This is a genomic window from Streptomyces chartreusis NRRL 3882 (assembly GCF_900236475.1).
GTDB lineage: Bacteria > Actinomycetota > Actinomycetes > Streptomycetales > Streptomycetaceae > Streptomyces > Streptomyces chartreusis_D.
In genome coordinates this window covers 6,115,598-6,132,580 of record NZ_LT963352.1, presented here as the reverse complement: position 1 = coordinate 6,132,580, position 16,983 = coordinate 6,115,598, and the positions used below count along the sequence as shown (strand labels likewise).

Sequence of the window (16,983 nt, the reverse complement as noted above, 5' to 3'; positions counted from 1 at the left end):
GACGTAACCCCACGGTAGCCGCAGCCGAACCGGCCGGCCGGACGTCTTCCGGAGAGCCCCGAGTGGACAGCACCGCCCAACGCGCCCCTCGTCCCACGGGACGAACCGTTGCATACGATCCGTCCAGTACCGCGTCACCGCTGCACGTCAGGGCCGCCGCCGTGCTGGAGGCCGGCTGGACGGGCACGTCCACGGTGCCCTCGCGCGGTCTGTATCCGCACCAGTGGTCATGGGACTCGGCGTTCATCGCGATCGGCCTGAGACACCTGTCGCCGTTACGGGCGCAGACGGAACTGGAGACGCTGCTGGCGGCCCAGTGGGCCGACGGGCGCATCCCGCACATCGTCTTCAACCCCTCCGTCCCGCTCGACGCGTACTTCCCGAGCCCCGACTTCTGGCGCTCCTCGACCGCGGGGCGCGCCGCGGGCGCCCCGCGCACCGTACAGACCTCAGGGATCGTGCAGCCACCGGTCCACGCGCTGGCCGCGTGGCTGGTGCACCTCGCCGACCCCGGTCTGTCCCGGGCGCGCGGCTTCCTCACCCGGGTGTATCCCCGGCTCGCGGCCTGGCACCGGTACCTGCTGCACCGGCGCGACCTGGGCGGGGGCGGGCTGGTGTCCGTCGTGCACCCCTGGGAACAGGGTATGGACAACAGCCCCTGCTGGGACCGTCCGCTCTCCCGGGTCACTCCGGCCCCGGCCCGCTCCTTCCGCCGCGCCGACCTCGCCCACGGCTCCCCCGAGGACCGGCCGACGGACCTGGACTACGGGCGGTACGTGCGACTGGCGGCCGACTACCGGGACCGTGGATACGCCGACGGTGGAATCGGGGGTGCGGCCCGCAGGGCCTCGGTTGAGGGCGGTGGTGGGAGACGGGCGGGCGATTTCGCCGTGGAGGACCCGGCGTTCAACGCCCTGCTCATCGCCTCCGAGTACGCCCTGGCCCGGATCGCCCACGAGCTGGGCGCTGCGGCCTCGGCCCGGCAGGACCGCGCCGAGCGCCTCACCGCCGCCCTGGTGGAGCGGCTGTGGGAGCCGTCGGCGGGGATGTTCCTGTGCCGGGACGTGTGCGCCGGGGAGCTGATCCCCGAGCGCGGTGTCTCCGGGCTCGTACCGCTGCTGCTGCCGAGCCTGCCGCGCGACCTGGCGGCCACCCTGGTGCGCACCCTGAGCGGCCCGCATTTCGGGCTCGGCGGCACGACCCGGCTGGTGCCCAGCTACGACCTGCTCGGCGAGGCCTTCGACCCGCACCGCTACTGGCGCGGCCCGGCCTGGTTCAACACCAGCTGGCTGCTGGAGCGCGGGCTGCGGCTGCACGGCGAGCGCGGCCGGGCCGACGCCCTGCGCAGGGGGATCCTGCACACCGCGGGCGCCTCCGACTTCGCGGAGTACGTGGACCCGTACACCGCACAGGCCTGCGGCGCCACCGGCTTCGGCTGGACCGCCGCGCTCACGCTCGACCTGCTGCACGACCGGCCCGCACGGGACAGGAACGGCGTCACGGCGATCAAGGGAGAGGACCGGGCATGACGGACCGGCATCATCTGCTCGTGCACGGCGGGACGTTCGCCGCCGTCGGCGACCGCGGCGACATCAGCGGCTACCGGGGCGGCAGCGCCCCGGACGGAATGTTCGTACGGGACGCGCGGCATCTGAGCCGGTGGCAGCTCACCGTCGACGGAGCCGTGCCGGACACGCTGACGCCGGTGGCCGACGGGGACACCGCGCGCTGCGTGCTCGTCCCGCGCGGCGGCCGCAGCGAGCCGCCCGCGTACACGCTCTTCCGCGAACAGGCCGTCGGGGACGCCTCGTTCGTCGAGTCGCTGCGAGTCACCAGCAACCGCCCGGTGCCGACGACGGTCCGCCTCGCGGTCACCGCCGACGCCGACTTCACCGACCAGTTCGAGCTGCGCGCCGACCAGCGCACCTACACGAAGGCCGGTGCCGTCCGCTCCCGCCAGGTCCTCCGGCACGGCGTGGAGTTCAGCTACCGGCGCGGCGAGTGGCGGTCCGTCACGACCGTGACGGCCGAGCCCCAGCCGGACGCCGTGGAGGAGACCGGCACCGGCGCCCGCCGCCTGGTGTGGAACCTGGACCTCGAACCGCACGGCACGGCCGAGCTGGTCCTGCGGGTCATGGCCCGCCCGCACGGCGACAAGCGCGCCCTGCGCGTGCCCCGCTCCCCCGCCGCCCTCCAGCAGCAACTCCTCGCCCGGGAAGGCCGGTTCATGGAGGGCGTGGCCCTGCCGGCCGGCTGGCCGGAGCTGTCCGCTGCCTGCACCCGGGGTCTCGCCGACCTGGCCGCGCTCCAGGTCCCGGCGACGGGCCCGGACGGGGAGGAACTGCGCGTCCCGGCCGCCGGTGCCCCCTGGTTCCTGACCCTGCTGGGCCGGGACGCGCTGCTGACCTCGCTGTTCGCCCTGCCCTACCGGCCCCGGCTGGCCGCCGCCACCCTGCCCGCGCTCGCCGCGACCCAGGCCACGGACGCCGGTGCCAGCGAGGTCGCCCAGCCCGGGAAGATCGTGCACGAGGTGCGGCACGGCGAACTGGCGCACTTCGGCCAGGTCCCCTACGGCCGCTACTACGGCTCGGTCGACGCCACGCCCCTGTTCCTCGTCCTGCTCGGCGCGTACACCGAGCAGACCGGCGACACCGGCCTGGCCCGCCGTCTGGAGCCGCATGCCCGGGCGGCGGTCGGCTGGATGCTCGACCACGGCGGCCTGACCTCGCGCGGCTACCTCGTGTACCGCGCCGACCGGGGCGGCCTCGCCAACCAGAACTGGAAGGACTCCCCCGGCGCCATCTGCTCCGCCGAAGGCACCCGCCCCAACGGCCCGGTGACGGCCGCGGGCGCCCAGGGCTACGCGTACGACGCGCTGCGCCGCACGGCGTGGCTCGCGCGCACGGTCTGGCAGGACGGGACGTACGCGGACCTGCTGGAGCAGGCGGCCGGTGACCTGCGCGACCGTTTCCAGCGGGACTTCTGGATGCCGGAGCACTCCTTCCCGGCACTCGCGCTCGACGGCCGGGGCGGACAGGTCGACGCGCTCGCCTCCGACGCCGGGCATCTGCTGTGGTCGGGCCTGCTGGACAAGGAGTACGGCGAGCAGGTCGGCCGACGCCTGCTGGAGCCGGACTTCTTCTCCGGCTGGGGCGTGCGCACCCTGGCCGCCGGCCAGCCCGCCTACCACCCGCTCTCCTACCACCGCGGCTCGGTCTGGCCGCACGACAACGCGCTGATCGCGCTGGGCCTGGCCCGCTACGGGCTGCACGACGAGGCCCGCGCGATCGCCCGCGGCCTGGTCGACGCGGCGAGCGCGACCGGCCACCGGCTGCCGGAGGTCCTCGCGGGCTACGGCCGCGACACCCACCCCGAGCCGGTGCCGTACCCGCACGCGTGCGTACGTGAATCCCGGTCGGCGTCGGCCCCGTTGGCCCTGCTCACGGCGGTCGGCGGCGCCTGAGGGCCAGTTGGCCGGGCGTTTGCCCGGTGTTTGCCGAGCGCTGGCCCGGTGGGCTGAACGCGCCTGCCGGGCGCCCCGTACGGAACTGCGGCGGACCCGTACCCCCACGCGGGTCCGCCACCCCACCGGGTTTCGTACGGGAAGGACCTCCGGGTGCCTGTCTTCACACGCTTCCGCCAGCCGTCGCAGCCGGGCAGCTCGGAGGACGAACCCGAGACGCAGCAGGAGGTCATCCCAGAGGAAGGGGGGACTCCCGCCCCCGGCTCCCGCCTCACCCCCCTCCGCACCTGGCGCACCCGTCACCCCCGGGCCGCCCGTGCCCTCCGCCTGACCACCACCGCCCTCGCCGCCGTCCTGGTCCTCGGGGCGCTGCTCCTGCCCAACACCCTGCCCGCCGTCGAGCCGGAGCGCTTCGCGCGGATCCCGGCGGAGGCGGTCGTCGGAGCCGTCGTGATGCTGGTGCTGCCGCGCCGGGCCCGGCTGGCGGCGGCGGTGCTGTACGGGCTCGGTCTGGCCGCGCTGACCACGGTGAACCTGCTCGACATGGGGTTCAACGAGTACCTGGGCCGGGGCTTCAACGCCGCGCTGGACTGGGACCTGCTCCCGGATGCCCGGGCGTACGTCGAGGACACGCTGGGCGCCGGCGTCGCGACCGCCGCCGCCGTCGGCGCGGTCGTGCTCGTCCTGCTCGTGGCGGCCGTCATGGTCGCGGCGACGATCCGGCTCGGCGACGTACTGGCCCGCCACCGGATCCGGGCGACCAAGGGCGCCCTGCTCGCCGGCACCGTCTGGGTCACCTGCTCCGCCCTCGGCCTGACGCTGTTCGGCGGCCCGATCGCCTCCGAGCGCGGTGCCGGGGCCCTCCGGGTGCACGCGCAGCGGACGGTGGAGTCGCTGCGGGACGAGGCGGCGTTCGTGCGGCAGTCGAAGGCGGACACCTTCGGCAACACCCCGCCCGGTCAGCTCCTGCCCGACCTGCGCGGCAAGGACGTGATCTTCACGTTCATCGAGAGCTACGGCCGCAGCGCCGTCGAGGACCCGATCATGGCACCCGGCGTCGACCGCACCCTCGACACGAGCACCGAGGCCCTGGCGAAGGCCGGCTTCCACGCCCGCAGCGGCTGGCTGACCTCGGCGACCTACGGCGGCAGCAGCTGGCTCGGCCACTCCACGACCATGTCCGGCCTGTGGATCGACAACCAGCGCCGCTACCGCACGGTCACCGCGGGCGACCACCTCACCCTCACCAAGGCGTTCCAGAAGACCGGCGCCTGGGACACGGTCGGTGTGATGCCGGGCGTGCAGAAGGGCTGGCCGGAGGAGAAGTGGTACGGCCTCGACAAGCTCTACGACGCCTTCGACCTGGGCTACCGGGGCCCGAAGTTCAGCTGGTCGACGATGCCCGACCAGTACGCGCTGGAGGCGTTCCAGCGCCAGGTGCACGGCGAGAAGCGCGACAAGCCGCTGATGTCGTTCGTCATCCTGACCTCCAGCCACCAGCCCTGGGCGCCCATCCCGAAGACGGTCGGCTGGGACGAACTGGGCGACGGCTCGGTCTTCGACGCCATCCAGAAGTCCGGCGAGAAGGCCGCCGACGTCATCACCGACACCACCAGGTCCCGGCAGGAGTACGGCAAGTCCATCCAGTACTCGGTCACCAGCCTCACCCAGTGGCTGGAGCGCTACGGCACCGACGACACCGTCCTGGTCTTCCTCGGTGACCACCAGCCCATCGCCCGGGTCAGCGGCAACCGCGCCAGCCGGGACGTGCCGGTGTCGATCGTCGCGAAGGACCCGAAGGTCCTCGACCAGGTCGCGGACTGGAACTGGACGGAAGGCCTCAAGCCGGACCGCGACGCCCCCGTCTGGAAGATGAGCGCGTTCCGCGACCGCTTCCTCAGGGCGTTCGGCTCCACACCGCACCCCTCGGCCGGCTGATCAGCCGCCGGAGGTGTCCAGCTCCGCGTCCTCGCTGATGCCCGCGCAGTCGTACGGGTCCTTGAGCCAGCCGTCCGGCAGCACCACCCGGTTGTTGCCGGACGTACGGCCCCGGGGCCCGTCGGCGCCGACGGGCCAGGGCTGGTCGAGGTCCAGCTCGTCGAGACCGGCCCGCAGCTCTTCGAGCGACGAGGTGATCGCGAGCCGCTTGCGCATCTCGGAGCCGACCGCGAAGCCCTTCAGGTACCAGGCGACGTGCTTGCGGAAGTCGATCACGCCCCGCGACTCGTCCCCGATCCACTCGCCGAGCAGCGTGGCGTGCCGGACCATGACGTCGGCGACTTCCCGGAGGGTGGGCCTGCGGTAGTCCTCACGGCCCTCGAAGGCGGCCACCAGGTCCGCGAACAGCCAGGGCCGCCCGAGACATCCGCGCCCCACGACCACTCCGTCGCAGCCGGTCTCCCGGACCATCCGCAGGGCGTCCTCGGCCGACCAGATGTCGCCGTTGCCGAGCACGGGGATCTCCGGCACGTGCTCCTTCAGGCGGGCGATGGCGTCCCAGTCGGCGGTGCCGCCGTAGTGCTGGGCGGCCGTGCGGCCGTGCAGGGCGATGGCGGTGACGCCCTCCTCGACGGCGATCCGGCCCGCGTCGAGGTAGGTGATGTGGTCGTCGTCGATGCCCTTGCGCATCTTCATCGTCACGGGCAGCTCGCCGGCGCCGCTGACCGCCTCGCGCAGGATGGCACGCAGCAGATGCCGCTTGTACGGGAGCGCGGACCCGCCGCCCTTCCGGGTCACCTTGGGCACCGGGCAGCCGAAGTTCAGGTCGATGTGGTCGGCGAGGTCCTCCTCCGCGATCATGCGGACGGCCTTGCCGACGGTCGCCGGGTCCACTCCGTACAGCTGGATGGACCGGGGGCGCTCACTCGCGTCGAAGTGAATGAGCTGCATCGTCTTCTCGTTGCGCTCGACCAGCGCCCTGGTGGTGATCATCTCGCTGACGAACAGGCCCTTGCCGCCGCTGAACTCTCTGCACAGGGTGCGGAAGGGCGCGTTGGTGATCCCGGCCATGGGAGCCAGGACGACGGGCGGCTGGACGGTGTGCGGGCCGATCCGGAGGGGCGTGGACATGCCTCCATTGTGCCGTGCAATGAAAAGGCAAAATTCATTAGTTAGCCACACTATCGAAATCGGCGTACGATGGAGCCCATGCCCGAGCTCAGCCCCCGCCGCCGCATGCTGGTGCTCGCGATCTGCTGCATGAGCCTGCTGATCGTGAGCCTGGACAACACGGTCCTGAACGTGGCCCTGCCGTCGATGCAGCAGGACCTGCACGCGAGTACGTCGGGCCTGCAGTGGACCATCGACGCGTACACCCTGGTCCTGGCCTCGCTGCTGATGCTCGCGGGCTCCACGGCCGACCGGATCGGCCGCAAGCGCGTCTTCATGGCGGGCCTGATCGTCTTCACCCTCGGCTCGGTGCTGTGCTCCCTCGCGCCGAACCTTCAGGCGCTGGTCGCCTTCCGGATGGTGCAGGCGGTGGGCGGCTCGATGCTGAACCCGGTCGCCATGTCGATCATCACCAACACCTTCACCGACCCGCGCGAGCGGGCCCGCGCGATCGGCGCGTGGGGCGCGGTCGTCGGCATCTCGATGGCCGCCGGCCCGCTGGTCGGGGGGCTCCTGGTCGAGTCGGTCGGCTGGCGCTCGATCTTCTGGATCAACCTGCCCGTCGGGCTCGCCGCCCTCCTGCTCACCCTGCGCTTCGTCCCCGAGTCCCGCGCACCGAGGGCCCGCCGCCCGGACCCGGTCGGGCAGCTCCTGGTGATCGCGCTGTTCGGCACGCTCACGTACGCGATCATCGAGGCGCCGAGCACGCCGTTCGCCTCCATCGCCCCGGCGGCCGTCGTCGCCCTGGCCGCGCTGATCGGCCTGCTGTGGTACGAACCACGGCGCGCGCAGCCGCTGATCGACCTGCGCTTCTTCCGCTCGGCGCCGTTCAGCGGGGCGACGGTGATCGCGGTCAGCGCGTTCGCCGCGCTCGGCGGCTTCCTGTTCCTGTCCACGCTGTACCTGCAGAACGTCCGCGGTCTGAACGCCCTGGAGGCGGGCCTGTGGATGCTGCCGATGGCGGCCCCGACGTTCCTGTGCGCCCCGCTCTCCGGCCGCCTGGTCGGCAGCCGGGGCCCGCGTCTGCCGCTGTTGGTCGCGGGCTGCGCGATGACGGTCAGCGGCCTGCTCTTCGCCGCGTTCGAGGCCGAGACCTCCGACACCACCCTCTTCGCTGGGTACGTCCTGTTCGGCATCGGCTTCGGTTTCGTCAACGCGCCGATCACCAACACGGCGGTCTCCGGCATGCCACGCGCCCAGGCGGGCGTCGCCGCGGCCGTCGCCTCCACGAGCCGCCAGCTCGGCCAGACGCTCGGCGTCGCGGTGGTGGGCGCGGTGCTCGCCTCCGGCGTGGGCGCGTCCTCGTACCGCGAGGTGTTCGTGCCGGCCGCGCGGCCGGGCTGGTGGATCATCGCGGCGTGCGGTCTCGCGGTGCTGGTGCTGGGGGCGGTGAGCAGTGGGCGCTGGGCTCGGGGGACTGCCGAGCGGACGGCTGAAAGGCTGGAGGCGGCGGAGGTGCGGGATGTGGTGGCAGCCGCGGAGCGTGCCTAGCTGCGGGTGAGTCGTGGCTGGTCGTGCGGTTCCCCGCGCCCCTGAAGGTCGGATTCTCTGCTCAGCGCCATGGCTTGCAGCCTCTCCAGGCGCTCTCGCGAGTCCTGGTCGGCCGGGACGTAGGTGACGATCCGCGGGCCCGTCCCCGGTGTCAGCCAGAAGTCCGTGTGGTCGACGGTGATGCGGCCGACGTGGCGGTTGCGGAACTCCTTGCGTTTGGTGCGGTGGGCGACGACCTCGTGGCGGTCCCAGGCCGTGCGGAAGGCGGGCGACTCCGTGCGCAGTCGCTTCAGGAGCATCGTCCAGGCGGGCTCGGCGAGATGACCGGCCATCGCGGCCCGGAAGCGCGCGGCCATCAGCCGCTGCGTCTCCTCCAGGTGCACGATCGACGACTGCCACTCGGCGTGCGTGTAGGAAAGGACCATGCAGTTGCGGTCCTCGGGCGGCACCGCGTCCAGGTCGCACAGCAGCAGCCCGTACGTGCGGTTGTGGGCGAGGATGTCGTACCGGCTGTTCTGGAGGCACGCCGGGAACGGCTCGACCTGCTCCAGCACCGCCCGCATCGCAGGCGTGACCGACGGGCACGTGGTCGCCGGCGTCGGGTCGGCGGCCCCGGCCAGCCGGAAGAGGTGGGCGCGCTCGCTCGGGTCGAGCAGCAGCGCGCGGGCCAGCGCGTCGAGGACCTGCACGGAGACCTGGATGTCCCGGGCCTGCTCCAGCCACGTGTACCAGGTGACGCCCACGGCGGAGAGCTGGGCGACCTCCTCGCGGCGCAGACCCGGCGTACGGCGCCGGCGGCCGCGGGGCAGGCCGACCTGCTCGGGGGCGATCCGCTCCCGGCGGCTGCGCAGGAACGCCGCCAGCTCGTGCCGCCGGACGTCCGCGTCGCCGGACGCCTCGGGCGGATGGGCCGCTGTCTCCTGTGCCATGGTCGTCATACCCTTCAGCCTGCCGCTGCCCGGACCCTGTTTCCAGGTGGCGCTGCTACCAGGATAAGAACACTCTGGTACCAGCCTGAGCGCCGCCGCAGGCTGATGACGTGACCACGGAATCCCTCACCTCACGTCCCGTCCGCTCCCCCGCCGCTCCGGCTCCCGTGCTCGGCGGGCTCGGACTGTTCACAGTGCTGCTGGCCGCGGCACTGCCGCTCATCGACTTCTTCATCGTGAACGTCGCCCTGCCCACCATCGGCGCCGACCTCGCCGCGAGCGAGTCGGTCCTCGAACTCGTCGTCGCCGGGTACGGGGTGTCGTACGCCGTGCTGCTGGTCCTCGGCGGACGGCTCGGTGACCTGTTCGGCCGGCGGCGGCTGTTCCTCGTCGGCATGGCGGCCTTCGGGCTGACCTCGCTGGCGTGCGGACTGGCGCCCGGCGCCTGGTCGCTGGTCGCGGCCCGGGTCGCGCAGGGCGCGTCGGCCGCCGCGATGCTGCCGCAGGTGCTGGCCACCATCCAGGCGACCACGACGGGCCCGCGGCGGGCGAAGGCCATGGGCCTGTACGGCGCCACCGCGGGGCTGTCCATGGTGGCCGGGCAGATCCTCGGCGGGGTCCTGGTGGCCGCCGACATCGCGGGGACCGGCTGGCGCTCGGTGTTCCTCGTCAACGTGCCGGTCGTCCTCGCCGGGCTGGTCCTGGCCGTCCGCGCGGTCCCCGAGACCCGGTCCACGCGGCCGGAGCCGGTCGACGTCCCGGGCACGGTCCTCCTGGCGGCCTCGCTCCTGACGCTGCTGGTGCCGCTCACCGAGGGCCGGGCGGCGGGCTGGCCGCTGTGGACATGGCTGTCGCTGGCGGCGTTCCCGTTCGCGGCGGCGGCGTTCTACGTGGTCGAGCGGCGGGCCGACCGCGAGGGCCGTACGCCGCTGGTCCCGCCGAGCCTGTTCGCGCTCACCTCCCTGCGCCGCGGACTGCTGCTGGTGCTGCCCTTCTCCATCGGCTTCAGCGGCTTCATGTTCGTGATCGCCGTGGCGCTGCAGCAGGGCGCCGGGCTCGACCCGGTCGCCGCGGGCCTGGCGCTCGCGCCGCTGGCGGTGGTGTTCTTCGTCTTCTCGCTGCTGGGCCCGCGGCTGGTCGCCCGGTACGGCACGCGGGTGGTGACGGCGGGCGCCGCGCTCCAGGGTCTGGGCCTGGCGCTGATGGCACTGGCCGCCTGGCGCTTCTGGCCGCACCTCGGCTTCGTCGAGCTGCTCCCGGGGGCGGCGGTCGCCGGCGCGGGCCAGGCGCTGCAACTCCCCGTCGTCTACCGGGTCATCCTCTCCGAGGTGCCGGCCGCCCGCGCCGGTGTCGGCAGCGGAGTGATGATCACCACTCAGCAGTCGGCACTGGCACTCGGGGTGGCGACCCTGGGCACGCTGTTCCTGTCCCTGGTCCCGGGGATGGGCATGCGGGACGCCCTGGTCACGACGTTGCTGGTGCAGCTCGGCGGAGTGGTGCTGACCGGCGCGCTGAGTCTCCGGCTGCCGCGCACGATCGTTTGAGGTGTCTCACGGCCTGATAACTCGCGTCCGGGAAAACCCTGTTGATGTTGGTCTTGCAGCACACTCCTTGCTGCGAGCGGACCGGATCCGCCGGATTCCTGGACGCGGGAGGCGTCATGGCGCAGATCGACACCAGCAAGGTCAGCCGCTGGGACCAGCACGGCCGCGAGCACGTGGTGCGGGTGCGGCGCACCGGCGTGCAGCGCACGATCAGATGCGACACCTGCGGCTGGCGCAGAGGCGCCCAGTTCCTGCCCTGGCTGAAGGCCGAGGAGCACCTGGCGGAGGCCCACCAGGCGACGGTGGACCCGACGGCGGCGTGAGCGACCGGACGGGTCCGGTACCGAAGAGCCCCTAGTAGAGGATCGAGGGCAGGTACGCCCCGTCGGGCTGGTTGTACAGGCCGATGGTCATCAGGCTCATCAGCTGCACGATCTTGAGGCCGTTGGCCAGGCACCACCTCAGCAGCACGCTGTCGCTCGTGGGGACGAGGATGCCCGGGCCGGCGAACTGCGGGGCGGCGGCGATCAGGGCCTGGAGGTCCGGGGTCGTCTCGCCGACGGCGTGCGCGAAGAAGGCGAGGTCGGTGGCGTACCCGGTGACGCGTCCCGCGCGCTCGACGACCCGGGCGGTGCCCTGTTTGAGCCCGTCGGCGACCTCGCCACCACGGTCGACGCCGTGGACCTGCCGGCACACCTCGTTGCAGGCGCCGAGGTCCGCGTCCGTGGCCTCCCGCACCGTGTAGCCGGGCATCTCACGCCCGATCGGCGGGCCCTGCACGCAGGCCATCGTGGCCCGGTGGACGAAGCCCAGGCTCATGTACAGCGAGAACGACCTGTTGTGGTAGCCGCTCTGCAACAGCCGGATGCCCGGCGCCCCGCGTTCGTCGGCCCGCTCCATCACGTCCCGCATCAGGCGGCGGCCCACGCCCGCGTTCTGCACGCCGGGGTCGACGGTGATGGGCCCGACCCCGACGACGGTCGAGCGTTCGTCGAGGAAGTTGCTGCCCACGATCCGCCCGTCGAGCTCGGCGACGACACTGTAGAAGCCCGGATGCGTCAGGGCTCCCTCGATCACCGCGACCCCCACGTCGGGGCTCGGGAAGTCGGGTGGGAAAGCGTGCTCCTCGGCGATGCCGGCGAAGGCCTCGTAGCAGATCCTTCCGCACTCCGCGGCATCGTCCGCGGTGCCCGGGCGCAGTATGAGATCCACGATCGCCATCTCCTTCTCAGCGCCCCCGCGCGGCGACCCCCTCACGTCCCATCCTGTGCCCCTCCCGGCCGGGGCGCACCCGGTACGGCGATCGCCCAGGGGCCGGGAGAGACGGTCTCCGGCCCGTTTCGGGCCAGCCGAGGTTCCCTTTCAGACAATCCTGTGGCAGATGATGGATTGGCTGATTGCCGACCGAATGACTTCTGGACGTCAACTCGAATGCTCGACTAACCTTTGCGCAGCCACGGGCTGGATCGATCAATATTGCCCGTCGAATGCGTGGAATTATTCATCGGGCCCTCTTGTGTGGCGTCTGTGCGGCGCACGTGAGCAGGTCGATTGCCATGGAGGAAATTTTGACCTTCGTGCTCGCTGAACCATGCATGGACGGCAAGGATAAATCGCCGATCTGCCCGGTTGAGGCGATCCGTCGGGATATCGAACCCCCGCCTCCTGTACGTCCGCAGCGTTGCCCATAACGGATTTCCGTGCGGACTGGCCATCGGACTCGGTGCGGCCTCCGACGTGCGGCCCCAGGTCTTCGCGATGGCATTCGGCGCGCACGCCTGCATCGACGCGCCGTCAAGCTCTCCCTCACCGTCACGGCCGAGTTCTTCACGACCTGGAGGACCGTATGACCGGTACGAACGACCTCATACACAACGACGGACACCAGGGCGAACCGCCGAACGGAAAGGTACGGCACCCGGCACTCGTCTACCTGGCCGGCTGTCTGCTCTTCTCGGTGGGTGCCCACTTCTTCATCCAGTCCCATCTGGGGACCGACCCCCTCGACGTGTTCGCGCTGGGAGTCCTCGAACACCTGCCCCTGACGATCGGCGTCTGCCAGGCGGCAGTGGCGCTCGTCTGCATCGGCGTATGGGCCGTGTGGAACAGACGGCGCCCGGTGCTCTCCCCGTTCCTGACCTTCTTCCTCTGCGGCACCCTGATCGACATCCACCAGTGGGTAGGACTCGCCGGACATCTGGGGCTCGGCGGATACCCGCTGATGCTGCTCGGGGCACTGTTCTGCGCGTACGCCTCGGCCCTGATCATCATGAGCGGCTTCGGCATCCGCGCGATCGACCTGGTGGCCATCACCGCACGGCAGCGGTGGAAGTGGCCCTTCTGGTGCGGGAAGGGCCTGATCGAGGGCGCCCTTCTGGTGTCCGGGTGGCTGCTGGGCGGCCCGGTCGGCATCGGCACGGTGGCGTTCCTGGTCTTCGTCGACCTGCTCATCGAGCCGTTCGTCCGGTTCAACCGGCGCTATCTGGCCATCCCCGACCGCGGATTCGCCGTGGCGCCCGCGCTGACCTGACAGGTGAGCACCGAGGTGCGTCCTCCCCTGGACCCGGCGCCGGCCGAAGGGGCGCGCCCTAGGGCCGCAGCCCCCGGACCACGAGGTCCATGACCGCCGTGAAGTCCGCCTCGATGCCGGGTTCTTCCCACTCCCGGGCGTAGCACGGGTCGTGGAAGCGGCCCGTGGCGTGGAAGAGGGCGCGGGCGGTCGCCCCGGGGTCGGTCGTGGCGGCGAAGGTGCCGGACTGCACGCCCGCCTCGACGATCCGGGTCAGCTGAGCGGTCAGGTCGGCGATGTGCTCGCCGACCACCGTGCCGTTCTCGCCGGTGAGGACCGTGTACGTGGCGAACAGCTCCGGATCGTCGCCCGCCTTGCGGCGCTTCGCGGCGAACAGCGTGGTGAGCCAGTCCCGCAACCGGGCCTCCGGGTCGCGGTCCGCGGCGACGATCCCGGACAGCTCCACGGAGGTGCGGTCCAGCCAGCGCTTGGTGACGGCCTCGCGCAGCGCCGCCTTGGTGCGGAAGTGACGGTAGACGCTGCCGTGGCTGACGCCGAGCGCGCGGGCCACGTCCACCACGGTGGCCTTGGCCGGGCCGTGGCGGCGCAGCACCTCCTCGGTCGCCTCCAGGATGCGCTCGGCGGTCAGGGTCTCGCTGGTCGGTGCCATGCCCAGACCGTACCCGCAGCGCGGTTCAGCTCTCGAGGTGCGCCATCTGGGCCGCCGGGTAGCGGTCACCGGCGGCGGCGCCGGCGGGCACGGCCTCCTCGATCGCGGCCAGGTCGGCCGCGTCCAGCGTGACGTCCAGCGCTCCCAGGGCCTCGCCGAGCCGGTCGCGGCGTCGGGCGCCGACCAGGGGCACCACGTCCTCACCGCGCGAGAGCACCCAGGCGATGGCGATCTGCGCGACGCTGACGCCCTTCTGCTCGGCGATCTTCCGCAGCGCCTCGACGAGGTTCAGGTTGTGCCGGAGGTTGTCCCCCTGGAAGCGCGGGGACATCGCCCGGAAGTCGCCCGTGCCGAGCTGCCGGTCGGCGGTGAAGTGGCCGGAGATCAGGCCCCGGGAGAGCACGCCGTACGCCGTGATGCCGATGCCCAGCTCGCGCGTGGTGGGGAGGATCTCGTCCTCGATGCCGCGTGAGATGAGGGAGTACTCGATCTGGAGGTCGGAGATCGGCGCGGTGGCGGCGGCCCGCCGGATCGTCTCGGCGCCGACCTCGCTGAGGCCGATGTGCCGCACGTAGCCCTTCTCGACCAGTTCCGCGATCGCGCCGACCGTCTCCTCGATCGGCACGTCGGGGTCGAGGCGGGCGATGCGGTAGACGTCGATGTGGTCGACGCCGAGCCGCTGGAGGGAGTAGGCGGCGAAGTTCTTCACGGCGGCGGGCCGGCCGTCGTAGCCGGACCAGCCGCCGTCCGGGTCGCGCAGGGCGCCGAACTTCACGCTGACCAGGGCCTGTTCACGCCGGGTGGCCGGGGCCGCGCGCAGGGCCTCGCCGATCAGCATCTCGTTGTGGCCCATGCCGTAGAAGTCGCCGGTGTCCAGCAGGGTGACGCCCGCTTCGAGCGCCGCGTGGAGGGTCGCGATGGACTCGGCCCGGTCCGCCTCGCCGTACAGCGCGGACATGCCCATGCAGCCGAGACCGAGGGCGGAGACCTGGGGGCCGGTGGTTCCGAGGGTTCGGGTTCGCATCGTCATGCCGTCCACTGTGCCATGACAGCTGACAGAATTCAATATCTGTCATTCGATACTTGTCACCCCTGCTCCGAACTCTCGGCTACCGCGCCGTGAACGCCAGCTTCGCCCCCAGCGCCAGGAACGACCCGGCGAAGCCGCGCCGCAGCCACGCCATCACCCGGGGCCGCCCGACCACATGGCTGCGCACCGACGCGGCCAGCACCCCGTACGCGGCGAACACGGCGAAGGTCGTCAGCATGAACACCCCGCCGAGCCCCACCATCCGCGCCACCGCGTGCGGCTCCCCGGGACTCACGAACTGCGGCAGGAACGCGAAGAAGAAGATCGTCAGCTTCGGGTTGAGGATGTTGATCAGCACACCCCGCACGATCACCCGCCGCGCGGACACCGGCGCCGACCGCTCCTCCACCACGAGCGCGTCCTTGTCCCGCACCGTCGCCCACGCCATGTACAGGAGGTAGGCGACCCCGGCGTACTTCAGCACCTGGAAGGCGGTCGCGCCGGCGTGCAGCAGGGCGGCGACCCCGGTGACCGTGGCCAGCAGATGCGGCACGATCCCGAGCGTGCACCCGACGGCCGCGACGACACTCGCGCGCCGGCCCCGGGAGAGCGCGGCGGCGAGGGTGTAGACGACTCCGGTGCCCGGCGTGGCGACGACGACGAGAGTGGTCAGCAGAAACGCGATGCTCATGGGCTCACCCTGGCGCCGCGCCGGTCCCGGGAACAGGGCCAATCGGCAGCGGCGCTGGAGGACCAATCCCGCCACTGAAACGCGGCGGTGCCGGGCCCCTCCGCAGAGGAACCCGGCACCGTCGTGGGCCCAGGGGCGATCAGCAGCCGACCAGGCGGGCCGCCAGGTAGCCCTCGATCTGGTCGAGGGAGACACGCTCCTGCTTCATCGAGTCACGCTCGCGGACGGTGACCGCGTTGTCCTCCAGCGTGTCGAAGTCGACGGTCACGCAGAACGGCGTGCCGATCTCGTCCTGGCGGCGGTAGCGGCGGCCGATCGCGCCGGCGTCGTCGAACTCGATGTTCCAGTTCTGGCGCAGCGCCTGGGCGAGGCCCTTGGCCTTCGGGGACAGCTCCGGGTTCCGGGACAGCGGCAGCACCGCGACCTTCACCGGCGCCAGGCGCGGGTCGAGGCGCAGCACGGTGCGCTTCTCCATCTTGCCCTTGGCGTTGGGCGCCTCGTCCTCGACGTAGGCGTCGAGGAGGAACGCCAGCATCGCGCGGCCGACACCGGCCGCGGGCTCGATGACGTACGGGGTCCAGCGCTCACCGGCCTCCTGGTCGAAGTAGGTGAGGTCCTGGCCGGAGGCCTTGGAGTGGGCGCCGAGGTCGAAGTCGGTGCGGTTGGCGACGCCCTCCAGCTCGCCCCACTCGCTGCCGCCGAACTGGAAGCGGTACTCGATGTCGGCGGTGCGCTTGGAGTAGTGGGAGAGCTTCTCCTTCGGGTGCTCGTACCACCGCATGTTCTCTTCACGCAGGCCGAGACCGGTGTACCAGTTCCAGCGCTGCTCCATCCAGTACTCCTGCCACTTCTCGTCCTCGCCCGGCTTGACGAAGAACTCCATCTCCATCTGCTCGAACTCGCGGGTGCGGAAGATGAAGTTGCCCGGCGTGATCTCGTTGCGGAACGACTTGCCCATCTGGGCGATGCCGAACGGCGGCTTGCGGCGGGAGGTGGTCTGCACCTGGGAGAAGTTGGTGAAGATGCCCTGCGCGGTCTCGGGCCGCAGGTAGGCGATGGAGCCGGAGTCCTGGGTCGGGCCGAGGTGCGTGGACAGCAGGCCCGAGAACTGCTTGGGCTCGGTGAACTGGCCCTTGTTGCCGCAGTTGGGGCAGTTGATGTCGGCGAGGCCGTTCTCGGGGGCGCGGCCCTTCTTCTCCTCGTACGCCTCCTCCAGGTGGTCCGCGCGGAACCGCTTGTGGCAGGAGGTGCACTCGGTCAGCGGGTCCGTGAAGGTGGCGACGTGGCCGGAGGCGACCCAGACCTCGGGGGCCAGGATCACGGACGAGTCGATGCCCACGACGTCCTCGCGCGACGTCACCATGTAGCGCCACCACTGGCGCTTGAGGTTCTCCTTGAGCTCGACACCCAGGGGGCCGTAGTCCCAAGCGGCGCGCTGACCGCCGTAGATCTCACTACAGGGGAATACGAAGCCACGGCGCTTGCTCAGGCTGACGATGGTGTCGATCTTGTCGGCGGCCACGGTGCTCTCTTCATTACGACGACGGG

14 protein-coding genes are annotated in these 16,983 nt (G+C 71.8%); 7 read left to right on the top strand and 7 right to left on the bottom strand.

Features of this window, described 5'->3' with window-relative positions:
• The first annotated feature begins 62 nt into the window (after positions 1-62).
• From SCNRRL3882_RS27735 to SCNRRL3882_RS27725, 3 genes are all read left to right on the top strand, one after another.
• Entirely contained in the window at positions 63-1,529 is a 1,467-nt protein-coding gene (locus SCNRRL3882_RS27735; RefSeq protein WP_050810263.1) for an MGH1-like glycoside hydrolase domain-containing protein, read from the top strand.
• Entirely contained in the window at positions 1,526-3,463 is a 1,938-nt protein-coding gene (locus SCNRRL3882_RS27730) for a glycogen debranching N-terminal domain-containing protein (protein ID WP_010042163.1), read from the top strand. The genes SCNRRL3882_RS27735 and SCNRRL3882_RS27730 overlap by 4 nt, the downstream gene beginning before the upstream one ends.
• A 153-nt stretch (positions 3,464-3,616) precedes the next feature.
• On the top strand, positions 3,617-5,401 hold the full coding sequence (locus SCNRRL3882_RS27725) for a sulfatase-like hydrolase/transferase (protein ID WP_010042161.1): 1,785 nt from the start codon (positions 3,617-3,619) through the stop codon (positions 5,399-5,401).
• Here SCNRRL3882_RS27725 and dusB read toward each other — a convergent pair whose 3' ends face one another.
• Entirely contained in the window at positions 5,402-6,532 is a 1,131-nt protein-coding gene (gene dusB / locus SCNRRL3882_RS27720) for a tRNA dihydrouridine synthase DusB (RefSeq protein ID WP_010042159.1), read from the bottom strand. It abuts the gene before it with no gap.
• Positions 6,533-6,610: 78 nt separating this feature from the next.
• Here dusB and SCNRRL3882_RS27715 point away from each other — a divergent pair, with 78 nt between their 5' ends.
• The gene (locus SCNRRL3882_RS27715) at positions 6,611-8,062 is read left to right on the top strand and encodes an MFS transporter (protein ID WP_010042156.1); all 1,452 of its coding nucleotides are present in this window, start codon (positions 6,611-6,613) and stop codon (positions 8,060-8,062) included.
• Here the strand turns inward: SCNRRL3882_RS27715 and SCNRRL3882_RS27710 are convergent.
• Positions 8,059-9,000, bottom strand: coding sequence for a helix-turn-helix domain-containing protein (locus SCNRRL3882_RS27710; protein ID WP_010042155.1), 942 nt, complete (start codon positions 8,998-9,000; stop codon positions 8,059-8,061). The genes SCNRRL3882_RS27715 and SCNRRL3882_RS27710 overlap by 4 nt on opposite strands.
• A gap of 101 nt (positions 9,001-9,101) precedes the next feature.
• Between SCNRRL3882_RS27710 and SCNRRL3882_RS27705 the strand changes: the two genes are divergently transcribed.
• Together SCNRRL3882_RS27705 and SCNRRL3882_RS27700 are read left to right on the top strand one after the other, a co-directional pair.
• A complete protein-coding gene (locus SCNRRL3882_RS27705) occupies positions 9,102-10,535 on the top strand; it encodes an MFS transporter (protein WP_010042154.1) in 1,434 nt (477 codons plus the stop codon).
• Between the two features lie 116 nt (positions 10,536-10,651).
• The gene (locus SCNRRL3882_RS27700; protein ID WP_010042152.1) at positions 10,652-10,858 is read left to right on the top strand and encodes a hypothetical protein; all 207 of its coding nucleotides are present in this window, start codon (positions 10,652-10,654) and stop codon (positions 10,856-10,858) included.
• A 31-nt stretch (positions 10,859-10,889) separates the two neighbouring features.
• Here SCNRRL3882_RS27700 and SCNRRL3882_RS27695 read toward each other — a convergent pair whose 3' ends face one another.
• Positions 10,890-11,756, bottom strand: a complete 867-nt coding sequence (locus tag SCNRRL3882_RS27695) for a GNAT family N-acetyltransferase (RefSeq protein ID WP_010042150.1) — start codon at positions 11,754-11,756, stop codon at positions 10,890-10,892.
• A 625-nt stretch (positions 11,757-12,381) separates the two neighbouring features.
• Here SCNRRL3882_RS27695 and SCNRRL3882_RS27690 point away from each other — a divergent pair.
• On the top strand, positions 12,382-13,065 hold the full coding sequence (locus SCNRRL3882_RS27690; RefSeq protein ID WP_010042148.1) for a YczE/YyaS/YitT family protein: 684 nt from the start codon (positions 12,382-12,384) through the stop codon (positions 13,063-13,065).
• A 58-nt stretch (positions 13,066-13,123) separates the two neighbouring features.
• Here SCNRRL3882_RS27690 and SCNRRL3882_RS27685 read toward each other — a convergent pair whose 3' ends face one another.
• The 4 genes from SCNRRL3882_RS27685 to SCNRRL3882_RS27670 form a co-directional block, all read right to left on the bottom strand.
• Complete coding sequence (locus SCNRRL3882_RS27685) at positions 13,124-13,714, bottom strand: TetR family transcriptional regulator (RefSeq protein WP_010042146.1); 591 nt, start codon at positions 13,712-13,714, stop codon at positions 13,124-13,126.
• A 25-nt stretch (positions 13,715-13,739) separates the two neighbouring features.
• Entirely contained in the window at positions 13,740-14,744 is a 1,005-nt protein-coding gene (locus SCNRRL3882_RS27680) for an aldo/keto reductase (protein ID WP_040903456.1), read from the bottom strand.
• A 79-nt stretch (positions 14,745-14,823) separates the two neighbouring features.
• Positions 14,824-15,435: a LysE family translocator gene (locus tag SCNRRL3882_RS27675; RefSeq protein ID WP_010042142.1), complete on the bottom strand. Its 612-nt coding sequence runs from the start codon at positions 15,433-15,435 to the stop codon at positions 14,824-14,826.
• A gap of 139 nt (positions 15,436-15,574) precedes the next feature.
• Positions 15,575-16,957 (bottom strand): glycine--tRNA ligase, encoded by a 1,383-nt coding sequence (locus SCNRRL3882_RS27670; protein ID WP_010042140.1) that lies wholly within the window; start codon positions 16,955-16,957, stop codon positions 15,575-15,577.
• Between the last annotated feature and the right edge of the window lie 26 nt (positions 16,958-16,983).